At 70.2% G+C, this 15582-nt stretch carries 13 protein-coding genes; 2 read left to right on the top strand and 11 right to left on the bottom strand.

Translation table 11 applies throughout. The features are described from left to right. Positions 1–104: 104 nt before the first annotated feature. The 9 genes from aroQ to OHA88_RS36255 all read right to left on the bottom strand — a co-directional run bounded on the left by aroQ (position 105) and on the right by OHA88_RS36255 (position 10236). The gene (aroQ, locus tag OHA88_RS36295; RefSeq protein WP_326602514.1) at positions 105–545 is read right to left on the bottom strand and encodes a type II 3-dehydroquinate dehydratase; all 441 of its coding nucleotides are present in this window, start codon (positions 543–545) and stop codon (positions 105–107) included. Beyond that, positions 542–2188 (bottom strand): 3-dehydroquinate synthase, encoded by a 1647-nt coding sequence (aroB, locus tag OHA88_RS36290; protein WP_328628612.1) that lies wholly within the window; start codon positions 2186–2188, stop codon positions 542–544. The genes aroQ and aroB overlap by 4 nt, the downstream gene beginning before the upstream one ends. Next, positions 2185–3369, bottom strand: coding sequence for a chorismate synthase (gene aroC / locus OHA88_RS36285; RefSeq protein ID WP_326631867.1), 1185 nt, complete (start codon positions 3367–3369; stop codon positions 2185–2187). Before aroC ends, aroB begins: the two co-directional genes overlap by 4 nt. Positions 3370–3517: 148 nt before the next feature. After that, on the bottom strand, positions 3518–4345 hold the full coding sequence (locus OHA88_RS36280; protein ID WP_328628611.1) for a shikimate dehydrogenase: 828 nt from the start codon (positions 4343–4345) through the stop codon (positions 3518–3520). After that, a complete protein-coding gene (mltG, locus tag OHA88_RS36275) occupies positions 4342–6162 on the bottom strand; it encodes an endolytic transglycosylase MltG (protein ID WP_328628610.1) in 1821 nt (606 codons plus the stop codon). The genes OHA88_RS36280 and mltG overlap by 4 nt, the downstream gene beginning before the upstream one ends. A gap of 94 nt (positions 6163–6256) precedes the next feature. Then, complete coding sequence (gene ruvX, locus OHA88_RS36270) at positions 6257–6742, bottom strand: Holliday junction resolvase RuvX (protein WP_267006207.1); 486 nt, start codon at positions 6740–6742, stop codon at positions 6257–6259. Then, positions 6739–9408 (bottom strand): alanine--tRNA ligase, encoded by a 2670-nt coding sequence (gene alaS / locus OHA88_RS36265; protein WP_328628609.1) that lies wholly within the window; start codon positions 9406–9408, stop codon positions 6739–6741. The genes ruvX and alaS overlap by 4 nt, the downstream gene beginning before the upstream one ends. Next, positions 9408–9776, bottom strand: coding sequence for a DUF6167 family protein (locus OHA88_RS36260; protein ID WP_267006205.1), 369 nt, complete (start codon positions 9774–9776; stop codon positions 9408–9410). The genes alaS and OHA88_RS36260 overlap by 1 nt, the downstream gene beginning before the upstream one ends. 7 nt (positions 9777–9783) lie before the next feature. Next, complete coding sequence (locus OHA88_RS36255; protein ID WP_267008162.1) at positions 9784–10236, bottom strand: DUF948 domain-containing protein; 453 nt, start codon at positions 10234–10236, stop codon at positions 9784–9786. A gap of 164 nt (positions 10237–10400) precedes the next feature. Between OHA88_RS36255 and OHA88_RS36250 the strand changes: the two genes are divergently transcribed. Beyond that, positions 10401–12605: an ATP-binding protein gene (locus tag OHA88_RS36250; RefSeq protein WP_328628608.1), complete on the top strand. Its 2205-nt coding sequence runs from the start codon at positions 10401–10403 to the stop codon at positions 12603–12605. 27 nt (positions 12606–12632) lie between these two features. Here OHA88_RS36250 and rpsD read toward each other — a convergent pair whose 3' ends face one another. After that, positions 12633–13247 carry a 30S ribosomal protein S4 gene (gene rpsD / locus OHA88_RS36245; RefSeq protein WP_030918857.1) on the bottom strand — a complete coding sequence of 205 codons (615 nt, stop codon included), beginning with the start codon at positions 13245–13247 and terminating at the stop codon, positions 12633–12635. 188 nt (positions 13248–13435) lie between these two features. Between rpsD and OHA88_RS36240 the strand changes: the two genes are divergently transcribed. After that, entirely contained in the window at positions 13436–14137 is a 702-nt protein-coding gene (locus OHA88_RS36240; protein WP_328628607.1) for a DUF2470 domain-containing protein, read from the top strand. 30 nt (positions 14138–14167) lie between these two features. Here the strand turns inward: OHA88_RS36240 and OHA88_RS36235 are convergent, their stop codons facing one another. Next, complete coding sequence (locus OHA88_RS36235; RefSeq protein ID WP_326631853.1) at positions 14168–15541, bottom strand: replication-associated recombination protein A; 1374 nt, start codon at positions 15539–15541, stop codon at positions 14168–14170. Positions 15542–15582 lie beyond the last annotated feature (41 nt).

The raw sequence follows: 15582 nt of genomic DNA, 5'->3' as shown, positions 1-15582 counted from the left end.
CGCTGGTGGAACGGCAACCGTACCGTCCCCGGCCGCCACAGAGGCAACGGTCGGGGACGGTACGGAGTGCCCGTCGGCCGGTCGGCCGTCCGGTACGCGGCCTGTCAGTCCGTCAGTTCGTCCGCGAGGGCGCGGAGCGCGAGCCGGTAGGAGCCGATGCCGAATCCGGCCACGGTCCCCGTGGCCACCGGTGCGACCACGGAGGTGTGGCGGAATTCCTCCCGTGCGTACGGGTTCGAGATGTGCACCTCGATCAGCGGGGCGGTGCGCTGCGCGGCCGCGTCCCGCATTCCGTACGAGTAATGGGTGAATGCTCCCGGGTTGAGAACGACCGGAATTGAACCGTCCGCTGCCTCGTGCAGCCAGCGGATCAGCTCGCCCTCGTCGTTGGTCTCCCGGACGTCGACGTCGAAGCCGAGCTCCTTGCCGAGCGCCTGGCAGGTCTCGACGAGTCCGGCGTACGACGTCGCTCCGTACACATCGGGCTCGCGGGATCCGAGCCGGCCGAGGTTCGGCCCGTTGAGCACGAAGACCCTGCGGGTCACGCCGACACCTCCCCGTACGCGGCCAGCAGCACGGCCGGGTCGGGGCCCTCCAGGACGGTGGGCTTGCCCAGGCCGTCGAGGACGATGAAGCGGAGCAGGTCGCCGCGGGACTTCTTGTCGACCTTCATGTTCTCCAGCAGCTTGGGCCACTGGTCACCGCGGTAGGTGAGCGGCAGTCCGACGGACTCCAGAATCGCCCGGTGCCGGTCCGCGGTGGCGTCGTCGAGGCGTCCGGCCAGCCGGCCGAGCTCGGCGGCGAAGACCATCCCGATGGAGACGGCCGCGCCGTGGCGCCACTTGTAGCGCTCGTTCTTCTCGATGGCGTGGCCGAGGGTGTGGCCGTAGTTGAGGATCTCGCGCAGACCGGACTCCTTGAGGTCGCTGGAGACGACCTCGGCCTTCACCCGGATGGAGCGCTCGATCAGCTCGGCGGTGTGCGGTCCGGCGGGCGTACGGGCACCTTCCGGGTCCGACTCGATCAGGTCGAGGATCGCGGGGTCGGCGATGAATCCGGCCTTGATGATCTCGGCCATGCCGCTGACGTAGTCGTGCACGGGCAGCGAGTCGAGGGAGGCGAGGTCGCAGAGCACCCCGGCCGGCGGGTGGAAGGCGCCGACGAGGTTCTTGCCCTCGGCGGTGTTGATGCCGGTCTTGCCGCCGACGGCCGCGTCGACCATGGCGAGCACCGTCGTCGGTACGGCGATCCAGCGCACCCCGCGCAGCCAGGTCGCCGCGACGAACCCGGCCACATCCGTGGTGGCGCCGCCACCGACGCCGACGATCACATCGGTGCGGGTGAAGCCGGTCTGCCCGAGCGCCTTCCAGCAGTACGCCGCGACCTCGACGGTCTTGGCCTCCTCGGCGTTCGGCAGCTGGATCGCGATGGCCTCGTACCCCTGGTCGGCGAGGTCCTGACGGACCGCCTCGCCGGTCTCGGCGAGTGCCTCGGGGTGCAGGACCGCGACCCGCTGGGCGCGGTCTCCGATGAGCGACGGCAGCTCGCCGAGCAGCTGTCGGCCGATCAGCACCTCGTACGGGTCGGTGCCCGCACTGCCGGCGATCTGGATGCGTGTGGGTCCCTGGTCCGTCATGTGTGTGTTCTCCCGGCCGGGCGCCGCGGGGTCGCCCGCGCGCTCCGGCAGTTCCAGTGCGTCGAGGACCGCTTGGGCGACCTCTTCGGGGGTGCGCCCGTCGGTGGCGACGGTCGCCCTGGCCACCTCGGTGTAGAGATGGCGGCGGGCGTCCATCAGCTCGCGCCACTGCCGGCGCGGGTTGACGGCGAGCAGCGGGCGCGCGGTGTTCAGCCCGACCCGCTTGACGGCCTCTTCGACGTCCATCGAGAGGTAGGCGACCGCGTGGTCGACGAGCAGGGTGCGGGTCGTCTCGTCGAGCACGGCTCCGCCGCCGAGCGAGAGGACGCCCGTGTGCTCGGCGACCGCGGCGCGTACCGCCTCTCGCTCCAGCTCGCGGAAGTGTTCCTCGCCCTCGTCGTAGAAGATCTCGGAGATCGGCTTGCCCGCCGTGGCCACGACGTCCGCGTCGGTGTCCCGGTAGGTGGTGCCGAGCCGGTCGGCGAGGAGCTCACCGACCGTGGACTTGCCGACGCCCATCGGGCCGACGAGGACGATCAGCGGGCCGCTCATCGGATCTGGAGGTGGTCGAGGTACGACTGGACGTTGCGGTGGGTCTCGGGGACGCTGTCGCCGCCGAACTTCTCCGCGACGGCGTCGGCCAGGACCAGCGCGACCATCGCCTCGGCGACGATCCCGGCGGCCGGCACGGCACAGACATCGGAGCGCTGGTGGTGCGCCTTGGCGGGCTCCCCGGTGACGACATCGACGGTGGCCAGCGCGCGGGGCACGGTCGCGATGGGCTTCATCGCGGCGCGGACCCGCAGCAGCTCCCCGGTGGTCAGACCGCCCTCGGTGCCGCCGGAACGGCCGGAGGCGCGCTTGATGCCGTCCTCGGTGACCAGGATCTCGTCGTGCGCCTTCGAACCGGGGACCCGGGCCAGGTCGAAGCCGTCGCCGACCTCGACACCCTTGATGGCCTGAATGCCCATGAGGGCGGCGGCGAGGCGGGCGTCGAGACGACGGTCCCAGTGCACGTGCGAGCCGAGACCGACCGGCACGCCGTACGCGAGCACCTCGACCACACCGCCGAGGGTGTCGCCGTCCTTGTGGGCCTGGTCGATCTCGGCGACCATTTCCTTGCTCGCGGCGGCGTCGAGGCAGCGCACCGGGTCGGCGTCGAGCTTCTCGACATCGGCGGGCGTGGGGTAGACACCGTAGGGAGCCTTGGCCGCGGCCAGTTCGACGACGTGGCTGACGATCTCGATGCCCGCGGTCTCCTTGAGGTACGACCGGGCGACGGCGCCGAGCGCCACCCGGGCCGCGGTCTCCCGGGCGCTGGCGCGCTCCAGGATCGGCCGGGCCTCGTCGAAGCCGTACTTCTGCATGCCCGCGAGGTCGGCGTGGCCGGGGCGGGGGCGGGTCAGCGGGGCGTTACGGGCCAGCTTGGCCAGTTCGTCGGGGTCGACCGGGTCGGCCGACATGACCTGCTCCCACTTGGGCCATTCGGTGTTGCCCACCATCACGGCGACCGGGGAACCCATGGTGAGCCCGTGGCGCACCCCGCCGAGGAAGGTGACCTCGTCCTGCTCGAACTTCATGCGAGCGCCGCGGCCATAGCCGAGCCGCCGCCGGGCCAGTGCGTCCGCCACCATCTCCGTGGTGATCGGGACACCGGCGGGAAGACCCTCCAGCGTCGCCACCAGTGCGGGGCCGTGCGACTCCCCTGCGGTCAGCCAGCGCAACCTGCTCAACGGTGCTCCTCATGCTCGCGCCTGAAACTGCAACGGCGCGACCGGGTGCGCGGCCCTGGCCCGCCGCCTTTGATCCTCCCACGTTCGGGCCCCCGACCCGTCCGCCGGTCCAGCTGACGGACGGATCGGAGCTCCTCCGTGCCGGGTGTCAGCGGGCGGCGAGTGCCGCTTCACCGGCCTGCCGCATGGACGCGAGAGGGGCCGGTGAGCAACCCGTCATCTGCTCGACCTGGAGGACGGCCTGGTGCACCAGAAGATCCAGACCTCCGACGACTGCGCCGCCCCTGGCCGACCAGGCTGCGGCGAGTCCGGTCGGCCAGGGCTCGTACAGCACATCGAACAGCGTGCCGGGAGCCGTCGGCACCGCACCGGTGAGCGCGTCCGTGGTGCCGGCCGGCGTGGTGGCGATCACCAGGGGTGCGCGCAGCGCCTGCTCCGCGTCCGCCCAGTCGGCGATCCGTACGTCGACCCCGAGCCGCTCGCCCCAGCCGCGCATCTCGTCGCCGCGCTCGCGGCTGCGTACGTATGCGGTGACCGGACCCGTGCAGATCTCCGACAGCGCGGCGAGCGCGGAGGACGCGGTGGCTCCGGCGCCGAGGACGGCGGCCGAGTCGGTCTTCTCGACGCCGCGCTCACGCAGCGCGGCGATCATGCCGGGGATGTCGGTGTTGTCACCGACGCGACGGCCGTCCTCGGTGAAGACCACGGTGTTGACGGCCTCGACGGAGGATGCGGTCCCGCTGACCGAGTCCAGCAGCGGGATGATCGCGCGCTTCAGCGGCATCGTGAGCGACAGCCCGGCCCAGGAGGCGTCGAGTCCCTCGATGAAGCCGGGGAGCCCCGCCTCGTCCACGTCGAAACGGTCGTACGACCAGTGGGCGAGACCGAGTTCGGTGTACGCGGCACGGTGCAGCACCGGGGAGAGCGAGTGGGCGATGGGCGAGCCGAGGACGGCCGCCCGTCGGATGGTGCTCACTGACCCGACTTCTCCTGTTCGTACTTCTTGCGATTGCGCTCGTGCTCTTCGTTGGTGACCGCGAACACGGTCTTGTCCGCGGTCACGGACACGAAGTAGTACCAAGGCCCGGGGGTGGGCTTGATCGCCGAGTGAAGCGCCGCTTCGCCGGGGTTGTTGATGGGACCCGGCGGCAGTCCGTGGACGTAGTACGTGTTGTACGGGTCCTTGAACTTCCGCAGGTTCGAGACCGCGCCCGTGTCCAGGGTGCTCTGGGCCTTGGCGTAGTTCACGGTGGAGTCGAAGTCGAGCAGTCCGTAGGTCTCGGTGTTGTTGGGCTTGAGCCGGTTGTAGACGACCCGGGCGACCTTGTCGAAGTCGTGCTTGTACTTGCCCTCGGCCTGAACGAGGCTGGCGACGGTGATCAGCTGCCAGGGGCTCTTGAGACCCAGCTTCTTGGCGTTCGACTCGAGGTCGACCTTGCCGTACTCCTGGTTGGCCCGGGAGACCATCTTCTTGAGGACGGCCTCGGGCTTCATCTCCTTGGTGACCGGGTAGGCCGCGGGATAGAGGAAGCCCTCCAGCCGGTCGTCGACGGCCGGGTCGTCGTCGGCCCAGTCCGGCAGCCCGAGACCGCCGACGTTCTTCTTGGCAACGTCCTTGGTGGTGCCGGCCTTGAGACCGAGCTTCGTGTCGACCATCTTGTAGACATCCCTGGTGGTCCTGCCCTCAGGAATGATCAGCAGATTCTGGCTCTTCGGGTCGATCATCATCTTCACGGCCTCGGCCGCGGACATGTGCTCGTTGAGGACGTAGACGCCCGCCTGGATCGATTTCCCCTTGGGGTTCTCGGTCTGCGCCGCGATGAAGGCGTCGACGCTCTTGACGACACCCTTCTCCTTCAGGATGTTGCCGATCTCGTTGCCGAGGGCACCCTTCGGGACCTCGACCTCGACCGTGCCGGAGCCCTTGCCGGTGTAGTCCGGTGCCGCGCCGAATTGTTCCTGCCAGTACGTGTAGCCGAAGTAGGCCGCGCCGCCGAGACCGCCGGCGAGGACCACGGAGACGACGAGGCAGGCACAGCCGTTGCGGCTCTTCTTCTTGCCCTTGCCGCGGCGTTCGCTGCCGCCGTCCCTGCGCGACTCACGCGGGTCGTCGTCGTACTCGTCATCGTCGTCACGGGGGCGCCGGACATCGCGGTCGTCGTCGACGCCCGTGAAGAAGGGGTGCGTCTCCTCCTCGGGCTCGTCCGGGTCCCAGTCGGGGTTACGCGGTGGGCCCTGTTCGGTCTCGGCCTCGCGCCGGCCCGGGGGCTGCGGCGGCGGGTACGCCTCCGGAGTGCCGTAGGGGTCGTGCGAAGCACCGTAGCCACCCGGCCGGTTCCCGTACGCGTCCTGCGAATTGCCGTCGTACGGCGGCATCGCCGCAGGCTGCTGACCGGTGTCCCAGCCCCCGTTGTACTGCTGGTGCTGCGGAGCCTGCTGGGCGTACGGGTCATGCGGCTGCTGCGGCTGCTGCGGCTGCTGCGGCTGCTGCGGCTGCTGCTGCGCGTACGGGTCCTGGGCGTACGGGTCGTGCTGGTGCTGCGGCTGCTGCTGCCCATACGGGTCCTGCCCGTACGGGTCCTGCGGTGAGCCGTACTGCTGGTACTGCTGATGCTGGGGGTACGTCTGCTGCGGTTGCTGCTGGGCATAGGGGTCCTGCGGATAGGACTGCTGCGGGCCGCCGTACTGGCTCTGGCCGTGGGCAGCCTGCTGGCCATCCCATCCCTGGTCCCCATAGAGGGGATCCTCGGGATGCCACGGTTCGGAGCCGGGGCCCCGGCCATACTCAGTCATCGATCCCCTAGAGCCGCGAGACGAACTTCCGCCTCTTGCTGTGCGGTATTTGTTCGAACACCGCCGCATCGCGCGGAACGTTACCGTATCGCGATCAGACAACCACTTCGACGGCCTCGCCCGGAGCTTTACCTGACGCCCGCTCCGACTCCAGAGCGTTCTGGAGGATCACCACAGCGGCAGCCTGGTCGATGACAGACCGGCCCTTCTTGGACTTCACACCCGAGGCTCGCAGTCCTTGACTCGCCGTCACTGTGGTCATCCTCTCGTCCACCAATCGCACCGGAATGGGTGCGGCCGAGCGGGCGACCTCCTGGGCGAAGAGCCGGACCTTGGCCGCGGCGGGCCCTTCACCGCCGCCCAGGGATCTGGGCAGACCGATGATGATCTCGATGGGCTCGTACTCCTCGACGATCTGCCCCAGCCGCCGGTGGGCGGCCGGGACGTCGCGTCCCGGCACGGTCTCCACCGGGGTGGCGAGGATCCCGTCGGGGTCGCACGAGGCGACCCCGATCCGGGCATCCCCGACGTCGATCGCGAGGCGACGTCCGCGGCGCATCTGCGTCACTCCCGCCGTCACGCCGTCTCGGTGACGAGGCGTTCGACAGCGGCGATGGCCTCGCCGATCGCGGCGGGGTTCTGGCCGCCGCCCTGGGCGACGTCCGGCTTGCCGCCGCCACCGCCACCGAGGGTCTTGGCAGCCGTACGGACCAGGTCGCCGGCCTTGAGGCCGCGTTCGCGGGCGGCCTCGTTGGTGGCGATGACGGTCAGCGGACGGCCGTTGGCCGTGGTGAACAGCGCCACGACGGCCGGACGACCGCCCTGGATACGGCCCCGGACGTCGAGGACCAGCCTGCGCAGGTCGTCGGCGGACGTCCCGTCCGGCACCTGTCCGGTGACCAGGGCGACACCGCGTACGTCCTTGGCGGACTCGGCGAGTCCGCCGGCGGCCTGGAGGACCTTCTCCGCGCGGAACTTCTCGATCTCCTTCTCGGCGTCCTTCAGCTTGCCGAGCATGGCGGAGACCTTCTCCGGAAGCTCCTCGGGGCGGCCCTTGACCAGCTCCTGGAGCTGGGCGACGACCGTGTGCTCCTTGGCCAGGAAGTTGTACGCGTCGACGCCGACGAGGGCCTCGATACGGCGCACGCCGGAGCCGATGGACGACTCGCCGAGCAGCTTCACCAGACCCAGCTGGGCGGTGTTGTGGACGTGCGTACCGCCGCACAGCTCCTTGGAGAAGTCGCCGATGGTGACGACCCGGACCCGCTCGCCGTACTTCTCGCCGAATTCGGCGATGGCGCCCTGCTTCTTGGCCTCGTCGATCGACATGACCTCGGCCTGGACGTCGAGCTCCCGGGAGAGAACCTCGTTGATCTTCTGCTCGACGTCGGTGAGGACCGTGCCGGGGACGGCGGCGGGCGAACCGAAGTCGAAGCGGAAGCGGCCCGGCGAGTTCTCCGAACCGGCCTGGGCGGCCGTCGGGCCGAGGGCGTCACGCAGCGCCTGGTGCGTGAGGTGCGTGGCGCTGTGGGCGCGGGCGATGGCGCGGCGGCGGGTGGTGTCGATGGCGGCGTAGGCGATGGCGCCGACCGTCACCTCGCCGACCTGGACCGTGCCCTTGTGGACGGAGACGCCCGGGACCGGCTGCTGGACGTCGCGCACCTGGATGACGGCGCCGGTGTCGAGCCGGATCCGGCCCTGGTCGGCGAGCTGGCCACCACCCTCGGCGTAGAACGGCGTGCGGTCGAGGACGACCTCGACCTCGTCGCCCTCGGTGGCGGCGGGCGAGGAGATCCCGTCGACGAGGAGGCCGACGATCGTCGACTCGCCCTCGGTGGAGGTGTAGCCGGTGAACTCGGTGGAGCCCGACTTGTCGGCCACCTCGCGGTAGGCGGACAGGTCGGCGTGGCCGGTCTTCTTGGCCTTGGCGTCGGCCTTGGCGCGGTCCCGCTGCTCCTTCATCAGGCGGCGGAAGCCGTCCTCGTCCACGGCGAGGCCCTGTTCGGCGGCCATCTCCAGGGTGAGGTCGATCGGGAAGCCCCAGGTGTCGTGGAGCAGGAACGCCTTGTCGCCGGCGAGGACCTTGCCGCCGGCGGCCTTGGTCTCGGTGACCGCGGTGTCGAGGATGTTGGTGCCGCCCTTGAGGGCCTTCAGGAAGGCGGCCTCTTCGGCGAGGGCAACGGTCTCGATGCGCTTGCGGTCGGTGATCAGCTCCGGGTACTGCTGGCCCATCGACTTGATGACCGTGTCGACGAGCTCGGCGACGACCGGGCCGGTGGCGCCGAGGAGGCGCATGTTGCGGACGGCGCGGCGCATGATGCGGCGCAGGACGTAGCCGCGGCCCTCGTTGCCGGGGGTGACACCGTCGCCGATGAGCATGACGGACGTACGCATGTGGTCGGTGACGACGCGGAGCGAGACGTCGGAGGTGTGGTTCTCGCCGTAGCGCACCCCGGTCAGCTCGGTGGCCTTCTCGATGACGGCCATCGAGGTGTCGATCTCGTACAGGTTCTGCACGTCCTGCAGGATCATCGCGAGGCGCTCGAGGCCGAGGCCGGTGTCGATGTTCTTGGACGGCAGGTCACCGAGGATCGGGAAGTCCTCCTTGCCGTCGCCGGCGCCCCGCTCGTACTGCATGAAGACCAGGTTCCAGATCTCCACGTACCGCTCGTCGTTGACGGCCGGTCCACCCTCGACGCCGAACTCGGGGCCGCGGTCGTAGTTGATCTCGGAGCAGGGTCCGCACGGGCCGGGGACGCCCATGGACCAGAAGTTGTCCTTCTTGCCCAGACGCTGGATGCGTTCGGCCGGGACGCCGATCTTGTCGCGCCAGATCTGCTCGGCCTCGTCGTCGTCGAGGTAGACCGTGATCCACAGTCGCTCGGGGTCGAGACCGAAGCCGCCGTCCGCCACGGAGGTGGTGAGAGCCTCCCAGGCGTAGCTGATGGCGCCTTCCTTGAAGTAGTCGCCGAACGAGAAGTTGCCGCACATCTGGAAGAAGGTGCCGTGCCGGGTGGTCTTGCCGACCTCTTCGATGTCGGGCGTACGCACACACTTCTGCACGCTGGTGACGCGCGGAGCGGGCGGCTTGACCTCGCCGAGGAAGTACGGCTTGAAGGGAACCATGCCCGCGGGGACCAGCAGCAGAGTCGGGTCGTCCGCGATGAGCGACGCCGAAGGCACGACGGTGTGCCCGCGCTCCTCGAAGAAGCTCAGCCAGCGGCGACGAATTTCAGCCGACTCCATCAGTGGTCCTCATTCCGGTTGTACGAGTTGTCGTTGTACGAGTTGTAGGGGAGCTTGCGGTGGGCGGTGGCGTCTGCGGCCGGGGCGGGCTCGGCCGCCTCGACCGCGAAATGACGCTGTACCGGGAGCTCGGGGTCGACCGGTGCCTGCAGGCCCAGCGCCTCCCCCAGCTCGGCCTCGCGCCGGACCATGCCGTCGCGGACGTCGAGAGCGAAGTCCTTGAGCTTGTGACCTCCCTCGATCGCCTTGTCGGCGGCGCGCGCCGCGAGGCTCTCGGGGGTCAGCTGCTTGAGCTTCCGGTTGACCTTGGTGGTGGCCCAGACGCCGGCGGCTGCGCCGGCGGTGAACCAGAACGTACGGCGGAACATCGCTGCGTCAGTCCTTCGATCCGCGGGAGCTTCTGCCGCCGCGCTTCTTGGCCCTCGCGGACGGCACCGTACGGCCGACGATCACCGTGCGACGCGACGCCGCCCGGCGGGCCGGCTCGGCTTCCGGGGAGGTCCGGCGGCCGATGGCCTGCCGCACTCCGTAACCGAACGCGGCCACCTTGACCAGTGGTCCGCCGAAGGTCGATGCGACGGTGGTGGAGAGCGCCGAGGCGTTGGAGGTGACCTCCTGGACGTCCGTCGCGATCGCGTCGACCTTGTCGAGCTGAGTCTGCGCGGAGCGCACCGTCGCGGAGGCGTCGGCAAGCAGCGGAACGGCCTGCTCGGTCACTTCCGCCACGAGCTTGGTGGTTGCCCTGAGCGTCTGGGCCAGCCTCACCAGGACGACGGCGAGGAACGAGACCAGGATCGCCCAGAAGACGGCCACCAGGATCCCGGCCACCTCTCCACCGGACACGTTGCACCGCTCTCTGGCTTGTCGAATCGTCGTCTCCCGACCCTATCGCGCCGGGGGGTGCGCCCCCTACCGCATTACGGATGGGGGCAACGGGAGTTGCACAAAGGAGATTGTACGGAGAGCTGCCGCGCCAGTACTCTGCGTGTTTCATGCGACGCTCCCAGCGCCCCTCCCCCGACGATTCCCCCGACGCTCCGAGCCCCGGTACCACGGCCCGCGGCAATCTCCCGGCGGAACTGAACCGATTCGTGGGACGTGACGAGGAGCTGGCCGACCTGAGCCGTCTGCTGACGGAATCGAGACTGGTCACCGTGGTCGGGGTGGGTGGCGTGGGGAAGACCCGCTGCGCCACCCGGGCAGCAGCTCTCCTGGAGAAACGGTACTGCGACGGGGTCCGGCTGGTGGAGCTGTCCACCGTCCACGACCCGGGACTGCTGGAACATGCCGTGATCGACGCGCTGGGACTCACCGATCACACCAGCCGCCCGCCCCGCACGACACTCCTCGAACATCTCACCGAACGCCGGCTCCTGCTGGTGATCGACGGCTTCGAGCATCTTGTCGACGCCTGCGCCGAGTTGGTGTGCGCGCTGCTGCGCAGGGCCCCGCAGCTGCGGGTGCTGGCCGCCGGACGGCAGCCCCTGGAGCTGGACGGCGAGGTCACCTATCCGCTCGCACCGATGGCCGACGAGGACGCCATGACGCTGTTCGCGGAGCGGGCCTCGGCGGTGCGCCCGGAGTTCCGGCTGACGGAGGACAACCGCGGATCGGCGCGGGAGCTGTGCCGTCGGCTGGACGGCATCCCACTCGCGCTGGAACTGGCCGCCGGACGGCTGCGCGCCCTGTCCACGGAACAGGTGCTGCAACGTCTGGACGACCGCTTCCGCCTGCTGACCGGCACCAGCCGCAGCGCGCAGGCGCGCCACCAGACGCTCCGTACGGCCATCGGCTGGAGTCATGAGCTGTGCGCCCCGGAGCAGCGGCTGCTGTGGGCGCGGCTGTCGGTATTCGCCGGGCAGTTCGATCTGGAGGCCGTCGAGTACATCTGCAGCAGCCCCGAGCTGCCGGCCGAGTCGGTGCTCGATGTGCTGACGGCGCTGCTGGCGCAGTCCGTGGTGCTGCGCGAGGACTCGGCGGTGGGCACCCGCTACCGGATGCTGGACACCGTGCGCGAGTACGGCGCCGAGTGGCTGGCCGCCACCGGCGACACGGACCGGTTACGACGGCGCCATCGGGACTGGTTCCTGGGGCTCGCCACCTGGTGCGAACTCGACTGGTTCAGCCCTCGGCAGGGCGAGGTCGCGGCCCGGGCCGAGAGCGAGCTGCCCAATCTGCGCCGGGCGATGGAGTGTTCGCTGGCGTGCCCGGACGAGGCCCATCTCGCGCAGTACCTGGCGGGCACGCTCTGGTTCCTCTGGGTCGGCTGCGGGCGCCTCTCGGAGGGGCGGCACTGGCTGAACCATGTACTGGAGGGGGAGACGCCGTACGAACCCTCCCGGCTCAAGGCGCTGTGGGTGCTCGGGTACGTGGCCGTACTGCAGGGGGACGCGGTCGGGGCGATCTCCGCGTTGCACGAGTGCCGGGAGGAGGCGGACCGGGCCGGTGACGCCACGGCCCAGGCCTACGCGGTGCACCGCACGGGCTGTCTGGCCCTCGTCACGGACGACATGGTCCGCGCCGAGGAGCTGCTGCAGGACGCGCTGGTGCGCTACCGGGACCTCGGCGAGATGAACAGCAACGTGCTGATGGCCCAGATCGAACTGGCGATGGCGGTCGGGTTCCGCGGGGACCTGGAGGCCGCGGCGGAGATCTGCCAGGAGGTCAAGGAGGTCTGCGAGGACCACGGGGAGCGGTGGGCACTCTCGTACGCGCTCTATGTGCTGGCCTACGCACAGCTGCAGCAGGGGCGGCCGGAGTGCGCCCGGGAGCTGCTCCGGGAGTCGCTGGCGATCGGCCACGCCTTCCACGACCTGCTCGGGTCCGTCCTCGCCATGGAACTGCTGGCACTGGTCACGGCGGTCGAGGGGGATGCGGCGGAGGCGGCGGTGCTGCAGGGGGCCGCCGAGCGGTTCTGGCCGTCGGTGGGGCTGCCGCTGTTCGGTTCGGCGTACTACGGCAGGCCGCGGGCGGAGTGCGAGCGGCTGGCGCGGCGGGAGCTCGGCGACGCACGGTACGAATCGGGTCGTCGGGCGGGTGCGCAGCTGGATCCGGACGCGGCGGTGGCACGGGCGCTGGCTTGCCTGCCCGTGGACCGTCCGGGCGTGAAGGGACAGCGGCGTGGTCCCGTACCGGCCCCGGACGGCAGAACGCGGAAGCCCGCCGCCTCCCCGACATCGGGGAGGGGGCGGGCCTGAGCGCTGGTGAGAGCGGCTACGCCTGGATCAGCGGGCGTAGTACTCGACGACGAGCTGCTCGTCGCAGATCACCGGGATCTCCTTGCGGTTCGGGTCCCGGTCCAGGCGGAAGGCCAGGGCCTTCAGGTTCACCTGCAGGTAGCGCGGGGTCTCGCCGTCGGGGGCGTAACCACCCTCGCGGGCCACCTGGAAGGGGTGCTTGTCGCGGCTGCGCTCGCGGACCATCACGATGTTGTCGGGACGGACGCGGAAGGACGGCTTGTCGACCTTGCGGCCGTCGACCTCGATGTGACCGTGGACGACCATCTGGCGGGCCTGGTAGATCGTGCGGGCGATGCCCGAACGCAGGACCAGCGCGTCGAGACGGCGCTCGAGCTCGACGACGAGCGCCTCGCCCGTCTTGCCCTCGGCCTTCTTGGCGCGGTCGTAGGCGCGCGCCATCTGGCGCTCGCTGATGTCGTACTGGGCGCGCAGACGCTGCTTCTCGAGCAGACGGACCTTGTAGTCCGAGTTCTGCTTGCGGCCACGGCCGTGCTCGCCCGGCGGGTAGGGGCGGGCCTCGAAGTACTTGACGGCCTTCGGCGTCAGGGCGATGCCGAGCGCACGAGACTTCTTGACCTTGGGACGCGACTGATTAGGCACGTTCTCCAGACCTCCGTTGTGGGTTAGGTTAGGCTCACCTTACTCAAGGAGATCGCATGTCTCGCCCTGGGAACACCACACACGTCACGGACAGCACTGACAGCGTCGACGCCATCGAGGGCGCCGATACGACGGAGGACCGATCAGATCGTGGTCAGCCGCGTCCCAGCGGGCTTGAAAACACTCGGATGCCGTCAGCAGCCGAGCGCACACGAACTCTCGTACAGAGTACCTGTTCGGCGGTACTGCTCATCCCCGGGCTGACCACAGCCGGTTTCGACCAGCTGGTGCCGCTGGATCGCAGTGTAGGCCCGGAGGGCGATCTGTTCCTCGAATTCCCCGCCGATTCCCCGGCCGTACGGGCTGCCACGCGCGCCCAGGACGACGAGCTGACCGCAGTGCTGGAGATCACGGACGTCGCACCGGTCTCCGTACCGCACCGCATCCGTGGCCGCGGCTGGATCTCCGGATGGCTCACCTCCGTACCGGGCATGGCCGGGCCCGGACGGATGATGCTGCGGCTGGAGACCGGCGAGGCGTACGTCGACGATCTGTGGGGCGCCCAGGACGTCGAGCCGGAGGAATTCCGGGATGCCGCCGCCGACCCGCTCGTCGCCCACGAGGCGGAGCTGCTGCAGCATCTGCACACGGCGCACGGCGAACAGGTGGCGCTGCTGTGCGGGCTGCTGGGCGAGCGGGCGGACGACAGCTGCGCGGCCCACCGGCCCTCGGTCGTGCCGGTCGCGCTCGACCGGCACGGGCTGCGGGTGCGCTTCTGCGAGGCCGACGGGCGGTGCTTCGACGCACGCTTCGAATTCCCCCAGCCGGTGCGCGACGTCACCGAACTGCGCCACGCGATGCACACACTGTTCGAAGCGGCCGCACGCTGAACGGGTGCCCCACCGTCCGGAGGAGGAGCTCTACGCGTCCGTGACGTCGTCGGAACCGCCGCGGCCCAGCCGGTCGCGGACACGGTCCACCACATCCGCGTACCGCGCCTCGGCGCCGTACCGCGTGGGCCGGTAGTAGCGCTTGTCGGCGACCGCGTCCGGGGCGTACTGCTGGGCTGCGATCCCGCCGGGGACATCGTGCGGATAGACGTAGCCCTGCGCATGGCCCAGCTTGGCGGCCCCCTTGTAGTGGCCGTCGCGCAGATGGGCCGGGACCGGGCCTGCCAGGCCGTTGCGCACATCCGCCTGGGCGGCGGAGATCGCCAGCGTCGCCGCATTGGACTTGGGGGCGAGCGCCAGCGCGATCGTGGCATGGCTGAGGGTGAGCGCCGCCTCCGGGAAGCCGATCATGGCGACGGCCTGGGCGGCGGCGACCGCTATGGGCAGCGCCGTGGCGTCGGCGAGGCCGATGTCCTCGCTGGCGGAGATCATCAGCCGCCGGGCGATGAACCGCGGGTCCTCCCCCGCCTCGATCATCCGGGCCAGATAGTGCAGCGCCGCGTCCACGTCGGAGCCGCGGATCGACTTGATCAGCGCGCTCGCCACGTCGTAGTGCTGGTCGCCGTCCCGGTCGTACTTCACGGCTGCCCGGTCGACGGTCGCCTCGACCGTCTGGAGGGTGACCTCCTTCTCCTGCATGGCGAGGGCCGCACCGGCCGCCGCCTCCAGCGCCGTCAGCGCGCGGCGCGCGTCACCGCCCGCGATGCGCAGCAGATGGGCCTCGGCATCCTCGGGCAGTGTGACCGCGCCGCCGAGGCCGCGCTCGGCGGTCAGGGCGCGGCGCATCAGGGCGCGCAGATCGTCGTCGGTGAGTGATTCGAGGGTCAGGAGCAGCGAGCGCGACAGGAGCGGCGAGATGATCGAGAAGTACGGGTTCTCGGTCGTCGCGGCGATGAGCGTCACCCAGCGGTTCTCCACGGCCGGCAGCAGTGAGTCCTGCTGGGCCTTGGAGAAGCGGTGGATCTCGTCGAGGAAGAGGACGGTCTCCTTGCCGTAGCCACCGGTGGCGCGGCGGGCGCCCTCGATGACGGCCCGTACTTCCTTGACCCCCGCGGTGATCGCGGAGAGCTCGACGAAGCGCTTGTTGGTGGCCTTGCTGACCACGTACGCCAGAGTCGTCTTGCCGATGCCGGGCGGGCCCCAGAGGATCACCGACGACGGGCCGGCAGGTCCGCCGCTCCCTTCGCCGACGAGGCGGCGCAGCGGCGAGCCCGGCTTCAGCAGATGCTGCTGGCCGACGACCTCGTCGAGGCTACGAGGGCGCATCCGGACAGCGAGGGGGCTGCTGGACGGGTCCTTCTCCTGGCGGTCTTCGGCGGCTGCGGTAAAGAGGTCGGGCTCCACGTTTTGAAGCCTATGTCACGGCACTGACATCCCGGCCGGGC

The organism is Streptomyces sp. NBC_00353 (assembly GCF_036108815.1).
In the GTDB taxonomy this organism is placed as follows: Bacteria; Actinomycetota; Actinomycetes; order Streptomycetales; family Streptomycetaceae; genus Streptomyces.
This window is presented reverse-complemented; position numbering and strand designations above follow the sequence as displayed.